19 protein-coding genes are annotated in these 16,335 nt (G+C 38.9%); 9 read left to right on the top strand and 10 right to left on the bottom strand.

Going from position 1 to position 16,335, the window contains the following annotated elements:
* Positions 1-224 precede the first annotated feature (224 nt).
* Positions 225-1,373, bottom strand: a complete 1,149-nt coding sequence (locus OOZ15_RS10090) for a cysteine desulfurase family protein (RefSeq protein WP_265956278.1) — start codon at positions 1,371-1,373, stop codon at positions 225-227.
* Between the two features lie 91 nt (positions 1,374-1,464).
* Here OOZ15_RS10090 and OOZ15_RS10085 point away from each other — a divergent pair, with 91 nt between their 5' ends.
* Positions 1,465-2,370 (top strand): hypothetical protein, encoded by a 906-nt coding sequence (locus tag OOZ15_RS10085; protein WP_265956277.1) that lies wholly within the window; start codon positions 1,465-1,467, stop codon positions 2,368-2,370.
* Positions 2,371-2,605: 235 nt separating this feature from the next.
* Here OOZ15_RS10085 and OOZ15_RS10080 read toward each other — a convergent pair whose 3' ends face one another.
* Together OOZ15_RS10080 and OOZ15_RS10075 are read right to left on the bottom strand one after the other, a co-directional pair.
* A complete protein-coding gene (locus OOZ15_RS10080) occupies positions 2,606-3,154 on the bottom strand; it encodes a DUF8465 domain-containing protein (protein ID WP_265956276.1) in 549 nt (182 codons plus the stop codon).
* A 4-nt stretch (positions 3,155-3,158) separates the two neighbouring features.
* A complete protein-coding gene (locus OOZ15_RS10075) occupies positions 3,159-3,371 on the bottom strand; it encodes a hypothetical protein (RefSeq protein ID WP_265956275.1) in 213 nt (70 codons plus the stop codon).
* A gap of 87 nt (positions 3,372-3,458) precedes the next feature.
* Here OOZ15_RS10075 and OOZ15_RS20290 point away from each other — a divergent pair, with 87 nt between their 5' ends.
* Both OOZ15_RS20290 and OOZ15_RS10065 read left to right on the top strand, forming a co-directional pair.
* Positions 3,459-3,794, top strand: coding sequence for a DUF2752 domain-containing protein (locus tag OOZ15_RS20290; RefSeq protein WP_323670661.1), 336 nt, complete (start codon positions 3,459-3,461; stop codon positions 3,792-3,794).
* Between the two features lie 4 nt (positions 3,795-3,798).
* Positions 3,799-4,125 carry a CCC motif membrane protein gene (locus tag OOZ15_RS10065; RefSeq protein ID WP_265956273.1) on the top strand — a complete coding sequence of 109 codons (327 nt, stop codon included), beginning with the start codon at positions 3,799-3,801 and terminating at the stop codon, positions 4,123-4,125.
* A 79-nt stretch (positions 4,126-4,204) separates the two neighbouring features.
* On the opposite strand, the gene OOZ15_RS10060 is transcribed toward OOZ15_RS10065, so the two are convergent.
* Entirely contained in the window at positions 4,205-4,630 is a 426-nt protein-coding gene (locus tag OOZ15_RS10060; protein ID WP_265956272.1) for an organic hydroperoxide resistance protein, read from the bottom strand.
* A 91-nt stretch (positions 4,631-4,721) separates the two neighbouring features.
* On the opposite strand from OOZ15_RS10060, the gene meaB reads away from it, so the two are divergent.
* The 6 genes from meaB (at position 4,722) to ade (ending at position 11,675) form a co-directional block, all read left to right on the top strand.
* Positions 4,722-5,801, top strand: a complete 1,080-nt coding sequence (gene meaB, locus OOZ15_RS10055; protein WP_265956271.1) for a methylmalonyl Co-A mutase-associated GTPase MeaB — start codon at positions 4,722-4,724, stop codon at positions 5,799-5,801.
* A gap of 197 nt (positions 5,802-5,998) precedes the next feature.
* A complete protein-coding gene (locus tag OOZ15_RS10050) occupies positions 5,999-6,712 on the top strand; it encodes a glycosyltransferase (RefSeq protein WP_265956270.1) in 714 nt (237 codons plus the stop codon).
* Positions 6,713-7,336, top strand: a complete 624-nt coding sequence (locus OOZ15_RS10045; protein ID WP_265956269.1) for a lipid-A-disaccharide synthase N-terminal domain-containing protein — start codon at positions 6,713-6,715, stop codon at positions 7,334-7,336.
* Positions 7,329-8,957, top strand: coding sequence for an ArnT family glycosyltransferase (locus tag OOZ15_RS10040; protein ID WP_265956268.1), 1,629 nt, complete (start codon positions 7,329-7,331; stop codon positions 8,955-8,957). The genes OOZ15_RS10045 and OOZ15_RS10040 overlap by 8 nt, the downstream gene beginning before the upstream one ends.
* A gap of 5 nt (positions 8,958-8,962) precedes the next feature.
* A complete protein-coding gene (locus OOZ15_RS10035; protein ID WP_265956267.1) occupies positions 8,963-9,625 on the top strand; it encodes a hypothetical protein in 663 nt (220 codons plus the stop codon).
* 418 nt (positions 9,626-10,043) lie between these two features.
* Entirely contained in the window at positions 10,044-11,675 is a 1,632-nt protein-coding gene (gene ade, locus OOZ15_RS10030; RefSeq protein ID WP_265956266.1) for an adenine deaminase, read from the top strand.
* A 201-nt stretch (positions 11,676-11,876) separates the two neighbouring features.
* On the opposite strand, the gene OOZ15_RS10025 is transcribed toward ade, so the two are convergent.
* From OOZ15_RS10025 to OOZ15_RS10000, 6 genes are all read right to left on the bottom strand, one after another.
* Entirely contained in the window at positions 11,877-12,446 is a 570-nt protein-coding gene (locus OOZ15_RS10025; RefSeq protein WP_265956265.1) for a phosphatase PAP2 family protein, read from the bottom strand.
* A 5-nt stretch (positions 12,447-12,451) separates the two neighbouring features.
* Entirely contained in the window at positions 12,452-12,682 is a 231-nt protein-coding gene (locus OOZ15_RS10020) for a DUF8828 family protein (RefSeq protein WP_265956264.1), read from the bottom strand.
* Between the two features lie 18 nt (positions 12,683-12,700).
* The gene (locus OOZ15_RS10015; RefSeq protein WP_265956263.1) at positions 12,701-14,092 is read right to left on the bottom strand and encodes an MATE family efflux transporter; all 1,392 of its coding nucleotides are present in this window, start codon (positions 14,090-14,092) and stop codon (positions 12,701-12,703) included.
* 214 nt (positions 14,093-14,306) lie between these two features.
* On the bottom strand, positions 14,307-14,774 hold the full coding sequence (locus OOZ15_RS10010; RefSeq protein WP_265956262.1) for a hypothetical protein: 468 nt from the start codon (positions 14,772-14,774) through the stop codon (positions 14,307-14,309).
* A 78-nt stretch (positions 14,775-14,852) separates the two neighbouring features.
* The gene (locus OOZ15_RS10005; protein WP_265956261.1) at positions 14,853-15,395 is read right to left on the bottom strand and encodes a sigma-70 family RNA polymerase sigma factor; all 543 of its coding nucleotides are present in this window, start codon (positions 15,393-15,395) and stop codon (positions 14,853-14,855) included.
* A gap of 292 nt (positions 15,396-15,687) precedes the next feature.
* Positions 15,688-16,314 carry an FMN-dependent NADH-azoreductase gene (locus OOZ15_RS10000; RefSeq protein ID WP_265956260.1) on the bottom strand — a complete coding sequence of 209 codons (627 nt, stop codon included), beginning with the start codon at positions 16,312-16,314 and terminating at the stop codon, positions 15,688-15,690.
* Positions 16,315-16,335 lie beyond the last annotated feature (21 nt).

The raw sequence follows: 16,335 nt of genomic DNA, 5'->3' as shown, positions 1-16,335 counted from the left end.
ATGGGATAACCTATAACCAATTAAAATCTTGAAAAGAGATTTATAAGTAGCCGTTTACTCGTTCTAAGTTGTAGCCTTAGGGTTACGAATCCCGGCAGTGGCTCTGCCGGGATTTTTTATTATACCTCATCCAGAACTTCCAAAAATGGCAGTTTTGATCCGCCTTAGGCGGAAGAGGTAAATAGGACGTCTACCGGTAGGCAGGTATACGGGGAGTTTTAAGATTAACTCTCAGCAAACTCTTTAAGGCATGCCACAACATAATCGAGTTCTTCTTTAGTGTTGTATTTTGAAAAAGAAAAACGCACCGATGGCTTTTGAGTGTCTTCTTCGGATAAAATTTCATTCAACACATGAGACCCGGCAGAACTTCCACTCTGGCATGCACTCCCTTTTGAACAAGCGATACCTTTGATATCCAACTGAAATAAAAGCAACGCTCCCTTTTCAGCAGAAAAAGGCAAACGTACATTGACCAAGGTATAGGTGCTTTTATCTGCAAAAGCCGAAGTTCCATTGAACTCCACTCCAGGCAATGCTGTTTTTAATTGCTCAATAAAATAATTTTTGAGTCCGCTCACATAGTTACGTTCTTCTTCCAGATGGTCATAGGCCTGTATAAAAGCTTCTTCCAAACCAACAATATTATGAAAAGCTTCGGTTCCAGCTCGGAATCCGCGTTCTTGCTCTCCACCATAAATAAGGGGTTTTAGCGGAATATTCTTTCTTATGTATGCAAAACCAATACCCTTCGGGCCATGAAATTTATGTGCTGCAGCCGTTAAAAAATCAGCTTTTGTTTTTTGCACATCCCACTCCCAATGTCCTATGGATTGTACGGAATCTGAATGAAATAAAGCGTCATGCTCCTTACAAACATCAGCAAAAGCATCAATATCGATCATATTTCCGATCTCATTGTTCACATGCATCAAACTCACCAATGTTTTTGAATTACTCCCCTTCAACAAAGTTTCAAGGTTTGTAATATCAGGAGTCCCTTTTTCATCCAATTTAACATACGAAACCTCAACCTTATATGTTTCTTTCAACTGGTCTATGGTATGCAGAACTGCATGGTGTTCTATTTTGGACGTAATGATATGCTCAACTCCCAAATCACGAACCGCCCCGGACAAGATCATATTATCGGCTTCAGTTCCTCCCGAAGTAAATATGATTTCCGACGGACTCGCGTTTAGGCGTTTGGCTATCGTTTTTCTGGTTTTCTCGATCATGGTCTTGGCAGACCTTCCAAAACTATGTGTCGATGACGGGTTCCCATAAAAATTTGCCAATGCATCTTGCATTTTGGCTATTACCTCTTCGCGCACCTGTGTAGTTGCGGCACTATCTAAATACACTTTTTGCATGGGCACAAAAATACTTCAAATAAAATTATTGACAATAAATTTCGTTATAAACAAGTATGTCTTACTTTTGCTTAAGTTTAAAATTTCAACAATGCAAAGAATCTTCTTTTTTATTTTTCTTGTTACGCTGGTAGCCTGTGATGATGGTGATTTTGTTATTGAACGACTTGTTTTTGAAAATTCTGAAATAGCGCCTGCCTGTGGTGAGCTTACCCTTTATAAAATTGCTGAAAATGGAACAGAAGCACTCATTATAGAACTGAATGCAAGTGCCGATATTTTTACAACAACTGAAAATGATGTAGATACGCTTACCTTCAACATAAACAATAACGCAAATAAAGTTATTTACAGGATATTTGACGATGAAGTGAGCTCATCCTATTTTTGTAACGATATTCCGCCTACTGCACCTTTGGTTATCGAAGAATGGACAGCTCCGAGCGGTACTATCCAAATTGTAACCACCACAAGAGAAGATGATAACGATGGTATTCCGGCAGAAGAAGAAGGTATTGTATATGCTGAAGACGGCACCATTGACAAGGCAGGCTCACAAGATTCTGACGGGGACGGAATCCCTGATTATATCGACCGTGATGACGATGATGACAATGTGTTCACCATCGATGAATATGACGTAGTAGATGGCGCTAATGTTTATACAGATACTGATGGTGACAGTACACCGGATTATCTGGATAATGATGACGACGGAGACGGAACCCTAACCATTGATGAAGACCTAGATGGAGATGGCAATCCTGCAAATGACGTTCAAGTAGGGAACAATGAGCCAAACTATTTAATTTCATCATTAACAGAACAAACCACCAATGTTTTCGGAAGGAAAAAGAATGAATATCAACGTTTGTATAGCAGTACTATAAAGATTATTGACGGGTTCCAATTGGAAAACGGTAATCAGGAAATAAAATACGACGTTCCGGAATATCTTTTCGGGGAAATTGAAAACACAGAGGCTATTTCGGAGTGAAATTTCAAATTCCATGTAGCAAATAATAGCTCCTCCCTTGTGATAGGACGGAGCGTTAAAAAACAGTCCATTGGACTGTTTTAGCGACGGGCCAGCTGGCGGGCAGGCGGATTGAAACAAATTGCCACAGCAGGACTGAAGACGGGAGTCAGAATCCCGAAGGTCAAACATACGAGGTTTTCAAACCCTTGAAGGGCTTTACTTCGTACTTCTAATTTCGTATTTCCATAATTCCTTACTGAACTTTGCTCTGATAAATATAAACCTCAGTAGCGCCTAATCCATAGGTTCTGTAGTCAGCATCGTAGTAATTGATTTCGTTGTAGCGCCCAAACAGGTATTCGAGTTCTGTTTTAAGTACGCCCTCACCCACTCCGTGGATAAAAACCATCCTTTGAATTCTATTCTTAATAGCAAACTCCAATTGCCTTTTGGCAGTATCTACTTGTAGGTTCAGCATATCAAAATTGGTCATTCCCTTTGTTGATTGGGTCAGTTTGTGGATATGCAGGTCCACTTCCATCGGCGGTACTGTCTTCTCTATTTTCGGAGAAGGTTTCTTGCGTTTTTCCCCTTTTTGTTTCTCTCTTACTGCTTTATAGACATCGGCATTGGTCACATTCAGCGTATTGTCTGTATCGATCTTCATCAGCTCATCAGCATCAAAATCGAGTTCAAAACCATCTTCTGTCTCAATTTTTATATTCCGACCTACAATTTCAACCACTTTTCCTTTTATGGAATCGTCTATGGTCTCAACAAAATTACCCACTTGAAACTTCATCTGCCTATTTCTTTGATTCATCGTCCAACTCATCAGACTCGTCTTTCTTTTCATTTTTAGGATTGTCTTTCACCCAAAGTTTTGTCGATCGGTAAAGACCGAACATCAATAACACAAAACCTAAAATCTTCATGTATTTATCATATTCAGATTGATCATTGAACATAAATACAAACACTGCACCGAGGACAATACACAAAAACGAAAAGAACTTCATATCAATTTTATTTAAATAATTAGGTTACAAAAATAATACATTGAAATGGGTTAGTTTTAAGAAGTTTTTAATAAGTTTACAAAAGTAATGAGGGTGTTACTTACATTTATGACATATTTTTTACTAGCCAATACCGAAGATTATATGCTTCCCTGCCTAAACAAAAAACTGTTTGGGGTTGAATGTCTGGGATGCGGACTTCAACGTTCAGTGGCCTTACTTTTTCAAGGAGATTTTACAGCCGCTTTTAAAATGTACCCGGCTGTGTATACGCTTATTCTTCTAACTCTTTTTTTACTTTTCAACCTCTTTGTGAAATTTAAATACCAATCCATTATAAAAATAACATTAATTACTATCAATATACTCATTGTAGTAATTAGTTATATTATAAAAATGAATACTATTATAACTAATCATTAAAATCATGGAAAAACAGAAATTACCTAATTCAACCCTCATTTTAGTCTTCGGAATCTTGTCTATAGTTACCTGTTGTTGTTATGGGATTATAGGGCTTATCCTTGGTATCGTTGCCTTGGTTATGGCAAACAAATCGTTAAAACTCTATGCAAGCGACCCTGAGCTTTATGAGGGTTTAAAAAACGTAAAAGCTGGACGAACAATGGCCATCATAGGTATTATACTAAGTGCCATATACATAATTTATGTTATTTATATGTACAGTACTGTTGGCGTTGAAGGACTTCAAGAAATGCAGGAAAAAATTCTTGAACAATACGGAGGTCAATAATTATCCTTCAATAAATATTAAAAGCCCTGCTTTATCATAAGGCAGGGCTTTTGTATTTCTCACAAGTGCTTTTCTTTTTTTACACCATCAAATTTAAAGTAACATCGATATTGTCTTGTGTTGCTCTGGAATACGGACAAACCTCATGGGCTTCAGCTACCAATTTTTCTCCGGTTTCTTTATCGATACCCGGTAAGGTAACATCCAAGACCACTTCCAATAAAAAACCGCCCAACTCGGGATGTTTTCCGATGCCAACGGTGGCCATAACCTTAAAATTTTCATCCAGATCAACTTTGTTTTCCTTGGCTACAAACTGAAGAGCGCTACCAAAACAAGCGGAATAACCTGCTGCGAACAGTTGTTCAGGATTGGTGAACTTCCCGCCTTTTCCACCCAATTCCTTAGGCAATTCCAAATTCATATCGATAACCTCATCATCACTTTTCACATAACCACCGCGACCACCTGTAGTCGTAGCTACAGCTGAATATAACACTTTCATACAGTTTAATTTTTTTGTTCTTCCCTAATATACCCTTAATAACACGGAAAATCACATAATTAGTTATTAAATTTGCTTTAAAATTCAACCATTGTCATCCAAACCATCACATAGCGAAGATCCAAAAAAAGGAAAAAAGATTTCTGCAAACGAAAACACTAACGAGGGTTCCATCGCAAAACTAAAAGCGAAAAAAGGCAGACTTCCCACTGCCAATCAGCTTGCAGAGGCCATTATCAACGGAGATACTGTAGCTTTGAGTCGAGCCATCACCTTAACGGAAAGCACCAAGCCCGAACACATCGAAAAAGCCAATAAAATACTCGAATTGTGTTTACCGCATGCAAACAACTCTATCAGAATTGGGATTACAGGAGTTCCGGGAGTTGGAAAAAGTACGTTTATCGAATCGCTGGGAAGTTACATTGCCAACAAAAAGAACAAACTTGCTGTGCTGGCCATTGACCCCAGCAGTTCTGTGTCTAAAGGAAGTATCCTAGGTGACAAAACCCGAATGGAATCGCTGGTAAACAATCCCAATGTCTATATCCGTCCTTCAGCAGCGGGAACTTCTTTGGGAGGTGTTGCCCGTAAAACACGCGAGAGCATCATTTTATGTGAAGCCTGTGGATTTAACACTATTTTTATCGAAACCGTAGGCGTGGGACAAAGCGAAACCGCGGTACACAGCATGGCTGATTTCTTTTTATTGCTGAAACTCGCTGGTGCCGGGGACGAACTTCAAGGTATTAAACGAGGCATCATAGAGCTTGCTGATGCTATCGTGATCAACAAAGCAGACGGCCACAACATCAAAAATGCCGAAAAAGCCAAGACGGAATTCAATAACGCCTTGCACCTGTATCAACCAAAAAGCAATGGATGGACCCCTGAAGTTTTACTTGCTTCCGCTATCGAAAATAAGGGAATTCAAGAAATATGGGAGCTCATTGAAAACTATATTGAAAAATCAAAAACCGATCGATCTTTTCATCAAAAAAGGGCCGAGCAAAATAAATTTTGGCTCTACCAAACCATTGATGAGCACTTAAAATCAAATTTTTATCAGAATGAAAGGATAAAATCGGCCCTCGGACAACAACTTAAGGCGATTGAGAACAACGAAACCACTCCTTTTGCTGCTGCTCAATATTTACTTTCCATACTTTAAATCTTAAGAACCCGTTTGAAGTGAAATACCTACATTTGCAAATATTTGATATAAATTACCTCGGGGTAAACCCACGAGGCACTAGGCGAAAAACCTTAAGAACATTTCGGCGCAAGCCTGCCTGACGGTAGGCAGGCGTCGGATCATTTAAAATCTCACTTAGTGAGTAAAGTTTGCATGAAAAATCGGTAAAGAATATGAACTACGAATTTACAATCATCGTTCCGGTATATAATGAAGAGGATAATCTGGAAAGGGTTGAAAAGGAATTTAATAATTACTTCAAGGTCGCTTCAAAACCTACCAAGGTACTTTTCGTGAATGACGGCTCTAAAGACAAAAGCCAGGAACTGATAGAAACCATTTGCAAGCGTTCCGAGCATTTTGAATACATCGCTTTCGTAGAAAACAGAGGCTTGAGTGCCGCTATCAAAGCTGGGGTCGACCACGTGGACACACCGCTTTTGGGTTATATTGATTCTGATCTGCAAACAGCTCCCGAAGATTTTAATTTGCTGTTAGCACATATTAGGGAATACGACTTGGTTACAGGAGTGCGTTCCGACAGAAAGGATTCTTTTGTGAAAAACATGTCGTCCAAGATTGCCAATGGCATCCGAAGGAGTTTTACACACGACGGTATGGATGATACGGGCTGTCCACTAAAAGTGATAAAAACGGAATATGCCAAACGCATTCCGATGTTCAAAGGATTACACCGTTTTCTCCCGGCCATGATCTTGTTGCAGGAAGGAAAAATCATCCAAATTCCCGTGCGGCATTTCCCCCGAATTGCAGGAAAAGCAAAATTTGGCTTATGGAACCGTCTCCTTGGTCCTCTGATGGATTGTTTTGCTTATTTGTGGATGAAAAAAAAGTATATCAACTACAGCATTGCTAAAAAAGGATAAATGAACGATTGGCTTATATATTCCATAGGTTTTTTGGCTCAAATCCTTTTCTCCGGAAGGCTTCTCTACCAATGGTTAATCTCTGAAAAGAGCAAGAAAGTGCTCACTCCTTCCCTTTTTTGGAAACTGAGTTTGTTTGCATCGTTTCTCTTGTTTGTCTACGGATGGCTGCGCGATGATTTTGCTATTATGCTAGGGCAAACCCTTACCTATTTCATTTATATCAGAAATTTGCAGATTCAAGGAGAATGGCAGAAATCGCCTATGGTTTTACGAGTGTTTTTACTCATTTTCCCTGTCCTGATCATCATTTACGGATATAACAACAACACCTACGATCTCGATCAACTTTTCAGGAATGAAGACATCCCGTTTTGGTTATTGATTTTGGGAAGTTTTGCACAAATCCTGTTTACTTTCCGGTTTATCTATCAATGGATTTACTCGGAAAGACGGAAAGAATCATCCCTACCGACTGGTTTTTGGCTGTTGAGCCTTTGTGGAGCCTTATTGATATTGACCTATGCCATTTTAAGAAAAGATCCTGTACTTTTGGTAGGACATTCTTTAGGAAGTATTATTTACATCAGAAACCTACTTATCCTAAAAAAACAAAATGACTGATCTTATAGAAAAATATCCGGTAAAAGTGATCCTTTTGGTGTGTTTGTGCATCTTTTTCACCCATTTAGATGTCATTTATGTCAATATCATGGAAGCCCGTAATTTTGTAACGGCTCGTGAGATGCTTTCCAATGGAAATTGGATCCTCACCACCATGAACGATTATCCACGTTATGAAAAACCACCACTTCCCACATGGCTTACTGCCATTAGTAGCGCTTTGTTTGGTATTCACAGCTTGTTTGCTTTGCGACTCCCTGCTGCATTGAGTTCTGTGGTACTCGTGTTTTTTGTCTATCGAATAGGCAATCTGCTATTCAACAATAAAAAACTGAATTTATATGCTGCTTTAATCCTTCCTACTTCTTTTTACATCATCTTTTCAGGAAGAAACGGTCAATGGGATATTTTTACGCACGCTTTTATGGTTGTTAGTATTTTCTTCCTCATAAAAATGATGAAAGAAAACACAAAAACAGGGTTGAATGCCTTGCTGTCCGGACTGTTTTTCGGTTTTGCGTTTTTAAGCAAAGGGCCTGTTTCTCTATATGCGTTGTGGCTGCCATTCCTTATTGCCTACGGAATCACCTACAAAGAACAACTCAAAAGGAATAAGATACTTCCGTTTGTTTCCATGCTCGTCATCGGACTCTCCATCGGGCTTTCCTGGTTTGTCTATGTGCGCTATGCCGATCCGCAGGCGTTTATAGAAATAGCCAAAGAAGAGGCCAGCAATTGGTCGAGTTATAATGTGCGTCCGTTTTATTATTACTGGAGTTTCTTTACACAAAGTGGTATTTGGACCATCCCCGCTTTTGTGGCTCTACTCTATCCCTACTTAAAAAACAAAGTAAGCGACAAAAAAGCATATACATTCACATTTTTATGGACCATAGCTTCGGTGGTTTTGCTGTCGCTAATTCCTGAAAAAAAATCGAGATACTTGCTTCCGGTGTTGATTCCCATGGCGATGAACACCGCTTTTTATGTGGAATATCTCATTCTTCATTTTAAAGGCATCAAAAACAAAGGTGAACGATTCCCCGTTTATCTCTATTTCGGATTAATCGCCTGCATAGGTATCGCATTCCCCATTGGTGGATTTCTGTTTTTAAAGGATAAGTTAAGTGGATTCTACCTCTATTTTGTCCTCAGCGGATTGTTTTTGTTCGTGATTGGTATTTTAATGTTCTATTTCCTTCGGAAAAAAGAGATAAAACCACTTTTTTATCTCACCATTACCTTTATCATTGTGGTCATGGCAGTCGGATTTCCATTGGCGAAAAGCTTTAACAGTAATACAGGTTTCAACAACATCAGCAAACTGAAAACCAAACTATCACTCTATTCGCTGGGAGAGCCATCACCGGAAATGATTTGGCATTACGGTAAGTCCGCCCCGGAAATTCAACATGGGGAAAAACTTAAAATCCCTCAAGAAAAAGAATTTGGTTTGTTAGTCAGTACGGAAAAACTCGACGAACTACAAAGCTTATTCCCTCCAAGCTATAGAATCGAATTTCAAGAGGTATTCGATATTAATTATACCGCTAGCCCTGAAGAAAGAGCACACAAACAGCGGTTGACGAGTCATTTTTACATTATCAAAAAAGAAAATTAGTTATTATGATAAATCGAACTGAAAAATTAGGATATACATTTTTAAGCATCATTTTTGTTTTAAGCCTGTATCTGGGATTTAGCAACCCACAGTATTTTGACAATACTTTTGCCGCTGAGGACAATACCGTAGAATATGCCACAGCCCTCATGCTGCTTTGCGTGAGTTTGCTCTGCTTTTTCCGTTTGTTTTCCATCGGAAAGGGTAAATCTTTTACCTGGAAACTTGGCGTATTTTTATTTGCCATACTTTTCCTCTTTGGTGCCGGGGAAGAGATTTCCTGGGGACAACGTATCTTCAACATTGAATCCGGTGAATATTTCTTGCAGAACAACGCCCAAAAAGAAACCAATTTCCACAATCTGGTCGTAGGCGGGAAAAAAGTCAACAAAATTGTTTTCAGTCAGTTGCTTATGGTGGGGATGGTAATCTATCTCATTTTCCTTCCCATTTTATACCGAAAAAACACCTGGATCAAAAAAACTGTCGACCGTTTTGCCGTTCCTGTTGTTAAATGGCAGCACACCATAGCTTTTGTCATTTCTACCCTTATTGTGACCGTTATCCCACCGGACAGAAAATGGGAGGTGTATGAATTGGCCTTCGGGGTGATTTTCTTTTTGATTTTTCTGGGACCGCTGAACGCTTCTGTTTTTGACAGGGAATAGGTTGTTGGTAGAATTTGCAATTTTGATTTCATTCAAGTAATATATAATAAAAGTAAAAAATGGCTCCTCCCTTTAGACAAAGGGAGCGGAGCGTTAAGAAGCAGTCCTGTGGACTGTTTTAGCGAACGAGCCAGCTGGCGCGTGGGGAAATGGCAGTTTTGCGATAGCAGAACTGAAAACGGAGGGTTCTGAAATCCCATGTCATTGGTATAGAACAAATGCTTGGTGATTTAACCATAAAGCTTGGGCTTTCAAAACTCCCCTTTCTCCGCCAAAGACGGATTCATTCCCCTCTTCGTCTGAAGAGGGGAGCCATATAATTAATAAAAAACCGGTCACTTTCCATAAAACTTTGTGAAACTATGAAATTATATTAGCTTTACTAGTGTCTGTTAACAGACACTAAAAAACCGCATTCATGAAACTTCAAGGACAAATCGTCGATATCCATAACAAACGTATTTTTAAAGGTGAAATCACCGTTGAAAATGGAAAAATTGCCTCGATTGAAGAAAAAGAACACGCACATTCACACTATATTCTTCCCGGGTTTATCGATGCGCACATCCATATTGAAAGTTCGATGTTGGTCCCTTCTGAATTTGCCCGGATTGCCGTAAAACACGGTACGGTGGCAACAGTTTCCGATCCACACGAAATCGCTAATGTTTTAGGGGTTGATGGGGTTCATTTTATGATTGAAAATGGTAAAAAAACACCTTTTAAGTTCAATTTTGGTGCTCCTTCTTGTGTTCCGGCAACTACTTTTGAATCTGCCGGAGCTACTATAAATTCTGATGGGATAAAAGAATTACTCTCATTACCTGAAGTGAAATATCTAGCTGAAATGATGAACTACCCCGGAGTGATTCGCAATGATGAAGAAGTGCTGAAAAAAATAGCCTGGGCAAAGCATTTTGACAAACCCGTCGACGGCCACGCACCGGGAGTTATTGGGGACGATCTTTCCAAGTATATTGCGGCAGGAATCAGTACAGATCATGAGTGTTTTACCTATGCCGAAGGTTTGGAAAAACTACAAAAAGGCATGAAAGTGATCATCCGAGAAGGAAGCGCCGCCAAAAATTTTGAAGCTTTGATCGGTCTCTTGTCCGAACACTACGAAAACATGATGCTTTGCAGTGACGATAAACATCCGGATGATCTCCTTATCGGACATATCAATCAGTTATGTGCCAGAGCGGTTGCTAAAGGCATCGATATTTTTAAAATATTACAAGCCACTTGTATCAATCCCGTAAAACATTACGGTTTGGATGTCGGATTGCTGCAAATTGGCGATACTGCTGATTGCATTGTGGTTGAAAACTTAACGGATTTTAAAGTACAACAAACTTATATCGATGGCGAACTTGTGTTTGATCAAGGCACTTCAAAAATCAATCCGGTTGACTTTCCTATCCTGAATAAATTTGAAACCGAAAAAAAGCAGCCCTCCGATTTTGAAATCAGCTCTTCCGCAGAAAAAATCAAGGTTATCGAGGCTATGGACGGCGAATTAATCACCAATATTACTGTTGAAAAAGCTACGCTTCAAAACGGAAAGTTGATTTCAAACACCGAAAACGATCTTTTAAAAATAGTTGTGGTCAATCGTTATTCAAACGAACCGCCTGCTATTGCATTCATTAAAAATTTCGGACTGAAAAGAGGAGCCATCGCCTCTTCCGTTGCTCACGATTCTCACAACATCATTGCTGTGGGTGTAAACGATGAAGCCCTCTGTAAGGCCGTAAACACCATCATAGAAAACAAAGGCGGGGTTTGTGCCGTTTCCGGTAGCGAATCGGTAACGGTTCCACTTCCGATAGCCGGAATCATGAGTGATCAAGATGCTGAAACCATCGGAAAGGCTTATGCAGCGTTAGATACTTTTGCCAAAGAAACCTTGGGAAGTACACTTTCAGCCCCGTTTATGACGCTTTCTTTTATGGCTTTGCTGGTGATTCCATCTTTAAAATTAAGTGATAAAGGCTTGTTTGATGGGAGTCGTTTTTGTTTTGTTGGGCTTGAGGATGATGGAAATTAATTCTCGTTAGATAGCGCGGAAGAAGGTTTTACCACTGTCACCTCGAGCATTATCGAGATTCAAAATATATTTTGGATTGAAGATACCAAGCAAAGCTTGCCGAGAGGTTTTGGACTTTGCTATCTTAGAATGAGGTCTCGACTGCGCTCGACCTGACAATATTACCCAAAAACTGGGTAGTGCTATCAGCGCAGGGGGATGTCAAAGTTTTCCCTTCTCCACAATCCACATAAACAATTTGGAAAACAACCACCCGAGTAACATTCCAATAGAAATTCCGGTAATGACATCCAGTGGGTAATGAACTCCGATATAGATTCGACTATACGCTACTGTAATCCCCCAAACAATCAACAAAAAAGGCAGCCATTTATAATTTCTCGAAAACAGTATTGAAAAAAAGGCTACAACCGCCATCGAATTGGAAGCATGGGCAGAAAAATAACCAAATTTCCCTCCGCAATAAGACTTCACCAAACGCATGATCTCCTGCACCCCTTCTTGGTGACAAGGACGCAGACGTTCAAATCCGTATTTGAAAGCGTTGGCCAATTGGTCGGTTGCGGCAATCATCAAGGCGACCAATATTAAAATCAGCAGTGTCTTCTTCCATTTAAAGCTTCGAAGACAGAGTATGAGTAAGAAAACATACAGCGGAATCGATGCCCATTTGTTGGTCATAAACATCCAGAATCCGTCCCAGGACTCGTTTCCGAGACTGTTCAGGAAAAGGAATAATCGTTGGTCGTATTCAATAAGTTTATCGATCATAAAGACTAATCTTCATCATATCTATTGATCTCCCGATCGTAAAAATCATTGGCCGCCTGAATCAAATTCTCGGCTTCGCTGGAGAGTTCCCTTTCATCTTCAGCAGAAAAATCTTCCAGCCATTCCACCTCGTCATTTTCCAAATTGATGATAAAACGTGGATAATCGGTATGGACAATAAAAATTGCATTAGGGAAATCGGTATTATCACCTAATAAAAACTTTGGTAATTCCATTTTGTTATGTTGAAATTGTTAGTTAACCGCCGCTACGCCCTGCGTTTTGATCAGTTTTCTCGTTAAATAATTAAATCTAAAGTACAAAAATATTGCTGCGATGGTGAGTCCGGACAACAATCCAATCCAAATTCCCATATTCCCCACATTGGTTTTCAGTCCTAAATAATAAGAAATCGGGAAACCGATGATCCAGTATGCAACAAAAGTAATCAGGGTCGGAATCTTCACATCCTGCAATCCGCGTAGTGCTCCAAGAAAAACTACTTGTAAACCGTCTGAAATCTGGAAAAAAGCAGCGATCAATAATAATTGTGATGCTATGGTGATTACTTCGGTATTATCGGCAAGGTTCATCATATCGTTTTGATCCAAATAAATGGTTGGCAACCCATCTTTGAACACGATAAAGAACAAGGCAAAAACCACTTCAATAAGAAAGGTGAGGAAAAAGACCGATACGGCAATTCGCCTCAGATTCTTAAAATCGAGTAAACCCTTTTGATTTCCTACACGTACCATGGCCGCGACACTCAAACCAACCCCCACCATATAGGTCATACTGGACAGGTTTAAGGCAATTTGATTGGCCGCTTGCGGATTTTTACCCAAAACACCACTCAACCATACTGCGGAAGTGAAGATCCCCACCTCAAAAAGCATTTGCAAAGCCGAAGGAAAGCCTAAGTCGATGATTTTCTTGATCCTGTCTTTATCAATGACCTTCCATTTAAAATGGGTCACATATTGTTTGATTTTTGAGTTCTTTTTAAACAGGAACCACAAGAAAACGACCATGCTGAACCGGGAGACCAGTGTCCCTATGGCAGCCCCTATGATACCCATTTGCGGAAAACCGAACTTACCGAAAATAAGAAGATAGTTAAGCGTAATATTCATGATGTTGGCCACCAAAGTAGCATACATGGGATATTTCGTTTGTGAAAGTCCGTCTGAAAATTGTTTTAAGGCCTGAAAGACAATCAACGGCACCAAAGAAAACGCTACCAGATCTAGATACGGAAGCGCCAATTCGACCACCTCCACCGGCTGATCCATAAGGTACATCAAGGGCTTGGCAAACAAGAGCATGATAAACAATATCAACCCCATCAAGGTACAAAGAAGCGTTCCGTGTTTAAGCGACGATCTCCCCGATTCTATATTCCCGGCGGCATCGGCTTCTGCTACCAGTGGTGTGATTGCCGTTGAAAAACCGATTCCGATCGACATCGCGATAAAGATAAAACTGTTTCCCAGGGATACAGCTGCGAGTTCGGCAGTTCCCAACTGCCCTACCATAACATTATCGGCAAAAGCCACAAATGTATGCCCCAACATCCCTAAGATCACCGGAAAGGCCAAGCGCAGATTGTATCCGAATTCTTTTGTGTATTTCGCTAAAATCATGGAGTTGTTTTGAAGGCGTAAAGATACATTTTAGCCTTTTGATGTCCTAATGGGGTTGTGAGATTTGGGTTTTGGGGTCAGGATAATATCTAACCGATTTTAGGTTGCAATTAAATTACACGGTAAAATAAAAGCCCTTAAAAGGGCTCTTATATATCTTGTTTTTATAAAACTAGTGGTTTGTGTAACGGTTACCAATGTTGGCAGACGTTTTTTAACTACATCCGCAGTTAGATTTTGTCAATTCACTTTCATTTAAGTGTTTGAGAATGTATGGGGATAACTCCTTTTTCTCATTCCCTTTTTTTGGTTCAAAATATCCTTTTAGCAAAACCTCTATCAAAGTCTCTTTGTTGGGTTCAGATATAGTCAATCCATTCCAAGCCCATTCTCTTTTTTCAGAGCTATCTCTTGGATGGTTAGGATAAAAGTCAAAATTGCCAACTCTTATTGTTGGTGAAGCAACTATTTGGGCTTTTTCAACTTCTTTAATAGTCCTAACTGTTGTTGACTTGAAGAAGATTTCACAATCCAAATTATCAAAGAGTTTTTGAACATCTTGAATTGCCGAAACTAATTTACCTTGCACGGTATCACAGGCTGAACAAGAATTGTTGGCATTTGTTGGCATCTCTACTTGAATAAATTCTACTTTCAATGCATTTTTTGTTTGTGCTTCCATTGTCTTTTTATTTTTAAGATTTAATATTTACTTCTAAGACTGAGAAGGCATTGAAAAGATGCAAAATTTTTCTATTTTTTATTTCAGACAACAAGCTTTAGTTATAGTATAAGAAAGTAGCTGATTTTCAGAAGGCTGTACTGTTCCACATTCGTCAAATTTCTCTCTTAACTTTTTTCTGGCTCTTTGAATTCTTGATTTAGTTGCCGTTAACGTCAAACCAAGTTGTTCAGCAATTTTCTTTTGTGGTTTACCTTCTATATCTGAAAGTCTTAATGGCTCTGAATATTCAGTTGGAAGATTGTCTATAAAGTTATGAAGCCAAACAAAGATATTTTCATCATATTCTTGATGGTTTTGTAGGTGCATGTGTTCAAAATCGGCATTGGTTGTTGTCCGTTTTGACTTCTTATAAAAGTCAATTATTGTATTTTGTGTGATTTTGTAAAGCCAAGCCTTTATGTACTTTACATTATTTTTTGTCTCACAATAGTTTGTGATTTTGATAAGAACCGATTGCATAATATCATTAACATCATTCACGTCAGATACGCGTTTTCTTACATAGCCTTTTAAATCGTTTTGATAAGTTTCCCAAATTGTATATATGTCACATTTCATATTGTTGTTTTTGTTCAAATGGCTGCCAACTTAATTATATCCCCAATATAATACCGTTTATCCCCCAAAACCGGTTGGATATACACAATGGCATATATTGTTTATCAAATATAACCATTTTCCTTATAGGTATATTCAAAAGGTTTTTTAGCCAAAAAGGTGTTCTAAAATTAAGATTTTCAGAAAAAACAATATGGTTTCCACTAAAAATCGTTCAAACCATTACAGACCAAACACATATCCTTATAGCCCACGGTTTAAACTGTGGGCTATGGTAATTGATGCGAAATTTTTACTCAATCGATTCAATTTTTTTATAAATAGCTTGTTTTGATTTTTCAAAAATATTTCCGCCAAATTCTTCGTTGTCCAAGGAAATTATGGTTGTATCTTTTATACCCATCATTTCAAAAACAAATTTTAAATAAGAGGTTTGGAAATTCATATGTTCATTCTTTTCGTATACCCCATATCCGGTATCACCTCGGCTTGATAGAATGAACATTTTTTTGTTTTGAAGTAATCCAACATAATCGCCACCGGGTTTTCCGGAACGAAATCTCCACGTCTCGTTGATGCGCATAATTTGGTCAATATAAGCCTTTAGTCCGCTGGGGATAGACCAGTTATACATAGGCGTCCCAATCACATAAATATCATTCTCTTGCAATTCTTTCACTAATTCATTACTTAATTCAACTGCTTTTTGATTTTGCTCATTTCTATTTCCCGGCTTTATAAATGCACTTGCAATCCAGTTTTCATCAATTGGGGGGATTTCTTTTAATCCAACTTCCCTATACGTAAAAGAATCGTCAGGGTGTTTATGTTTCCAATTTTTCACAAACAAATCCGTCAGTTTTCTGCTATGTGATTTTTCATTTCTTACACTGGCATTAATGATAAGTACTTTTTTCATGTGTTCTTTTTGCTTTCATAT

The sequence above is a fragment of the Galbibacter kalidii genome, assembly GCF_026241135.1.
Lineage (GTDB): Bacteria > Bacteroidota > Bacteroidia > Flavobacteriales > Flavobacteriaceae > Galbibacter.
Note: the sequence above shows the minus strand (reverse complement) of the source record. Positions and strands in the feature narration are given on the sequence as shown.

Bases quoted from the DNA above. Each gene is read 5' to 3' on its own strand.
- OOZ15_RS10090 (WP_265956278.1), bottom strand. From the start codon at position 1,373: ATGCAAAAAGTGTATTTAGATAGTGCCGCAACTACACAGGTGCGCGAA.
- OOZ15_RS10085 (WP_265956277.1), top strand. From the start codon at position 1,465: ATGCAAAGAATCTTCTTTTTTATTTTTCTTGTTACGCTGGTAGCCTGT.
- OOZ15_RS10080 (WP_265956276.1), bottom strand. From the start codon at position 3,154: ATGAAGTTTCAAGTGGGTAATTTTGTTGAGACCATAGACGATTCCATA.
- OOZ15_RS10075 (WP_265956275.1), bottom strand. From the start codon at position 3,371: ATGAAGTTCTTTTCGTTTTTGTGTATTGTCCTCGGTGCAGTGTTTGTA.
- OOZ15_RS20290 (WP_323670661.1), top strand. From the start codon at position 3,459: ATGAGGGTGTTACTTACATTTATGACATATTTTTTACTAGCCAATACC.
- OOZ15_RS10065 (WP_265956273.1), top strand. From the start codon at position 3,799: ATGGAAAAACAGAAATTACCTAATTCAACCCTCATTTTAGTCTTCGGA.
- OOZ15_RS10060 (WP_265956272.1), bottom strand. From the start codon at position 4,630: ATGAAAGTGTTATATTCAGCTGTAGCTACGACTACAGGTGGTCGCGGT.
- OOZ15_RS10050 (WP_265956270.1), top strand. From the start codon at position 5,999: ATGAACTACGAATTTACAATCATCGTTCCGGTATATAATGAAGAGGAT.
- OOZ15_RS10045 (WP_265956269.1), top strand. From the start codon at position 6,713: ATGAACGATTGGCTTATATATTCCATAGGTTTTTTGGCTCAAATCCTT.
- OOZ15_RS10040 (WP_265956268.1), top strand. From the start codon at position 7,329: ATGACTGATCTTATAGAAAAATATCCGGTAAAAGTGATCCTTTTGGTG.
- OOZ15_RS10035 (WP_265956267.1), top strand. From the start codon at position 8,963: ATGATAAATCGAACTGAAAAATTAGGATATACATTTTTAAGCATCATT.
- ade (WP_265956266.1), top strand. From the start codon at position 10,044: ATGAAACTTCAAGGACAAATCGTCGATATCCATAACAAACGTATTTTT.
- OOZ15_RS10025 (WP_265956265.1), bottom strand. From the start codon at position 12,446: ATGATCGATAAACTTATTGAATACGACCAACGATTATTCCTTTTCCTG.
- OOZ15_RS10020 (WP_265956264.1), bottom strand. From the start codon at position 12,682: ATGGAATTACCAAAGTTTTTATTAGGTGATAATACCGATTTCCCTAAT.
- OOZ15_RS10015 (WP_265956263.1), bottom strand. From the start codon at position 14,092: ATGATTTTAGCGAAATACACAAAAGAATTCGGATACAATCTGCGCTTG.
- OOZ15_RS10010 (WP_265956262.1), bottom strand. From the start codon at position 14,774: ATGGAAGCACAAACAAAAAATGCATTGAAAGTAGAATTTATTCAAGTA.
- OOZ15_RS10005 (WP_265956261.1), bottom strand. From the start codon at position 15,395: ATGAAATGTGACATATATACAATTTGGGAAACTTATCAAAACGATTTA.
- OOZ15_RS10000 (WP_265956260.1), bottom strand. From the start codon at position 16,314: ATGAAAAAAGTACTTATCATTAATGCCAGTGTAAGAAATGAAAAATCA.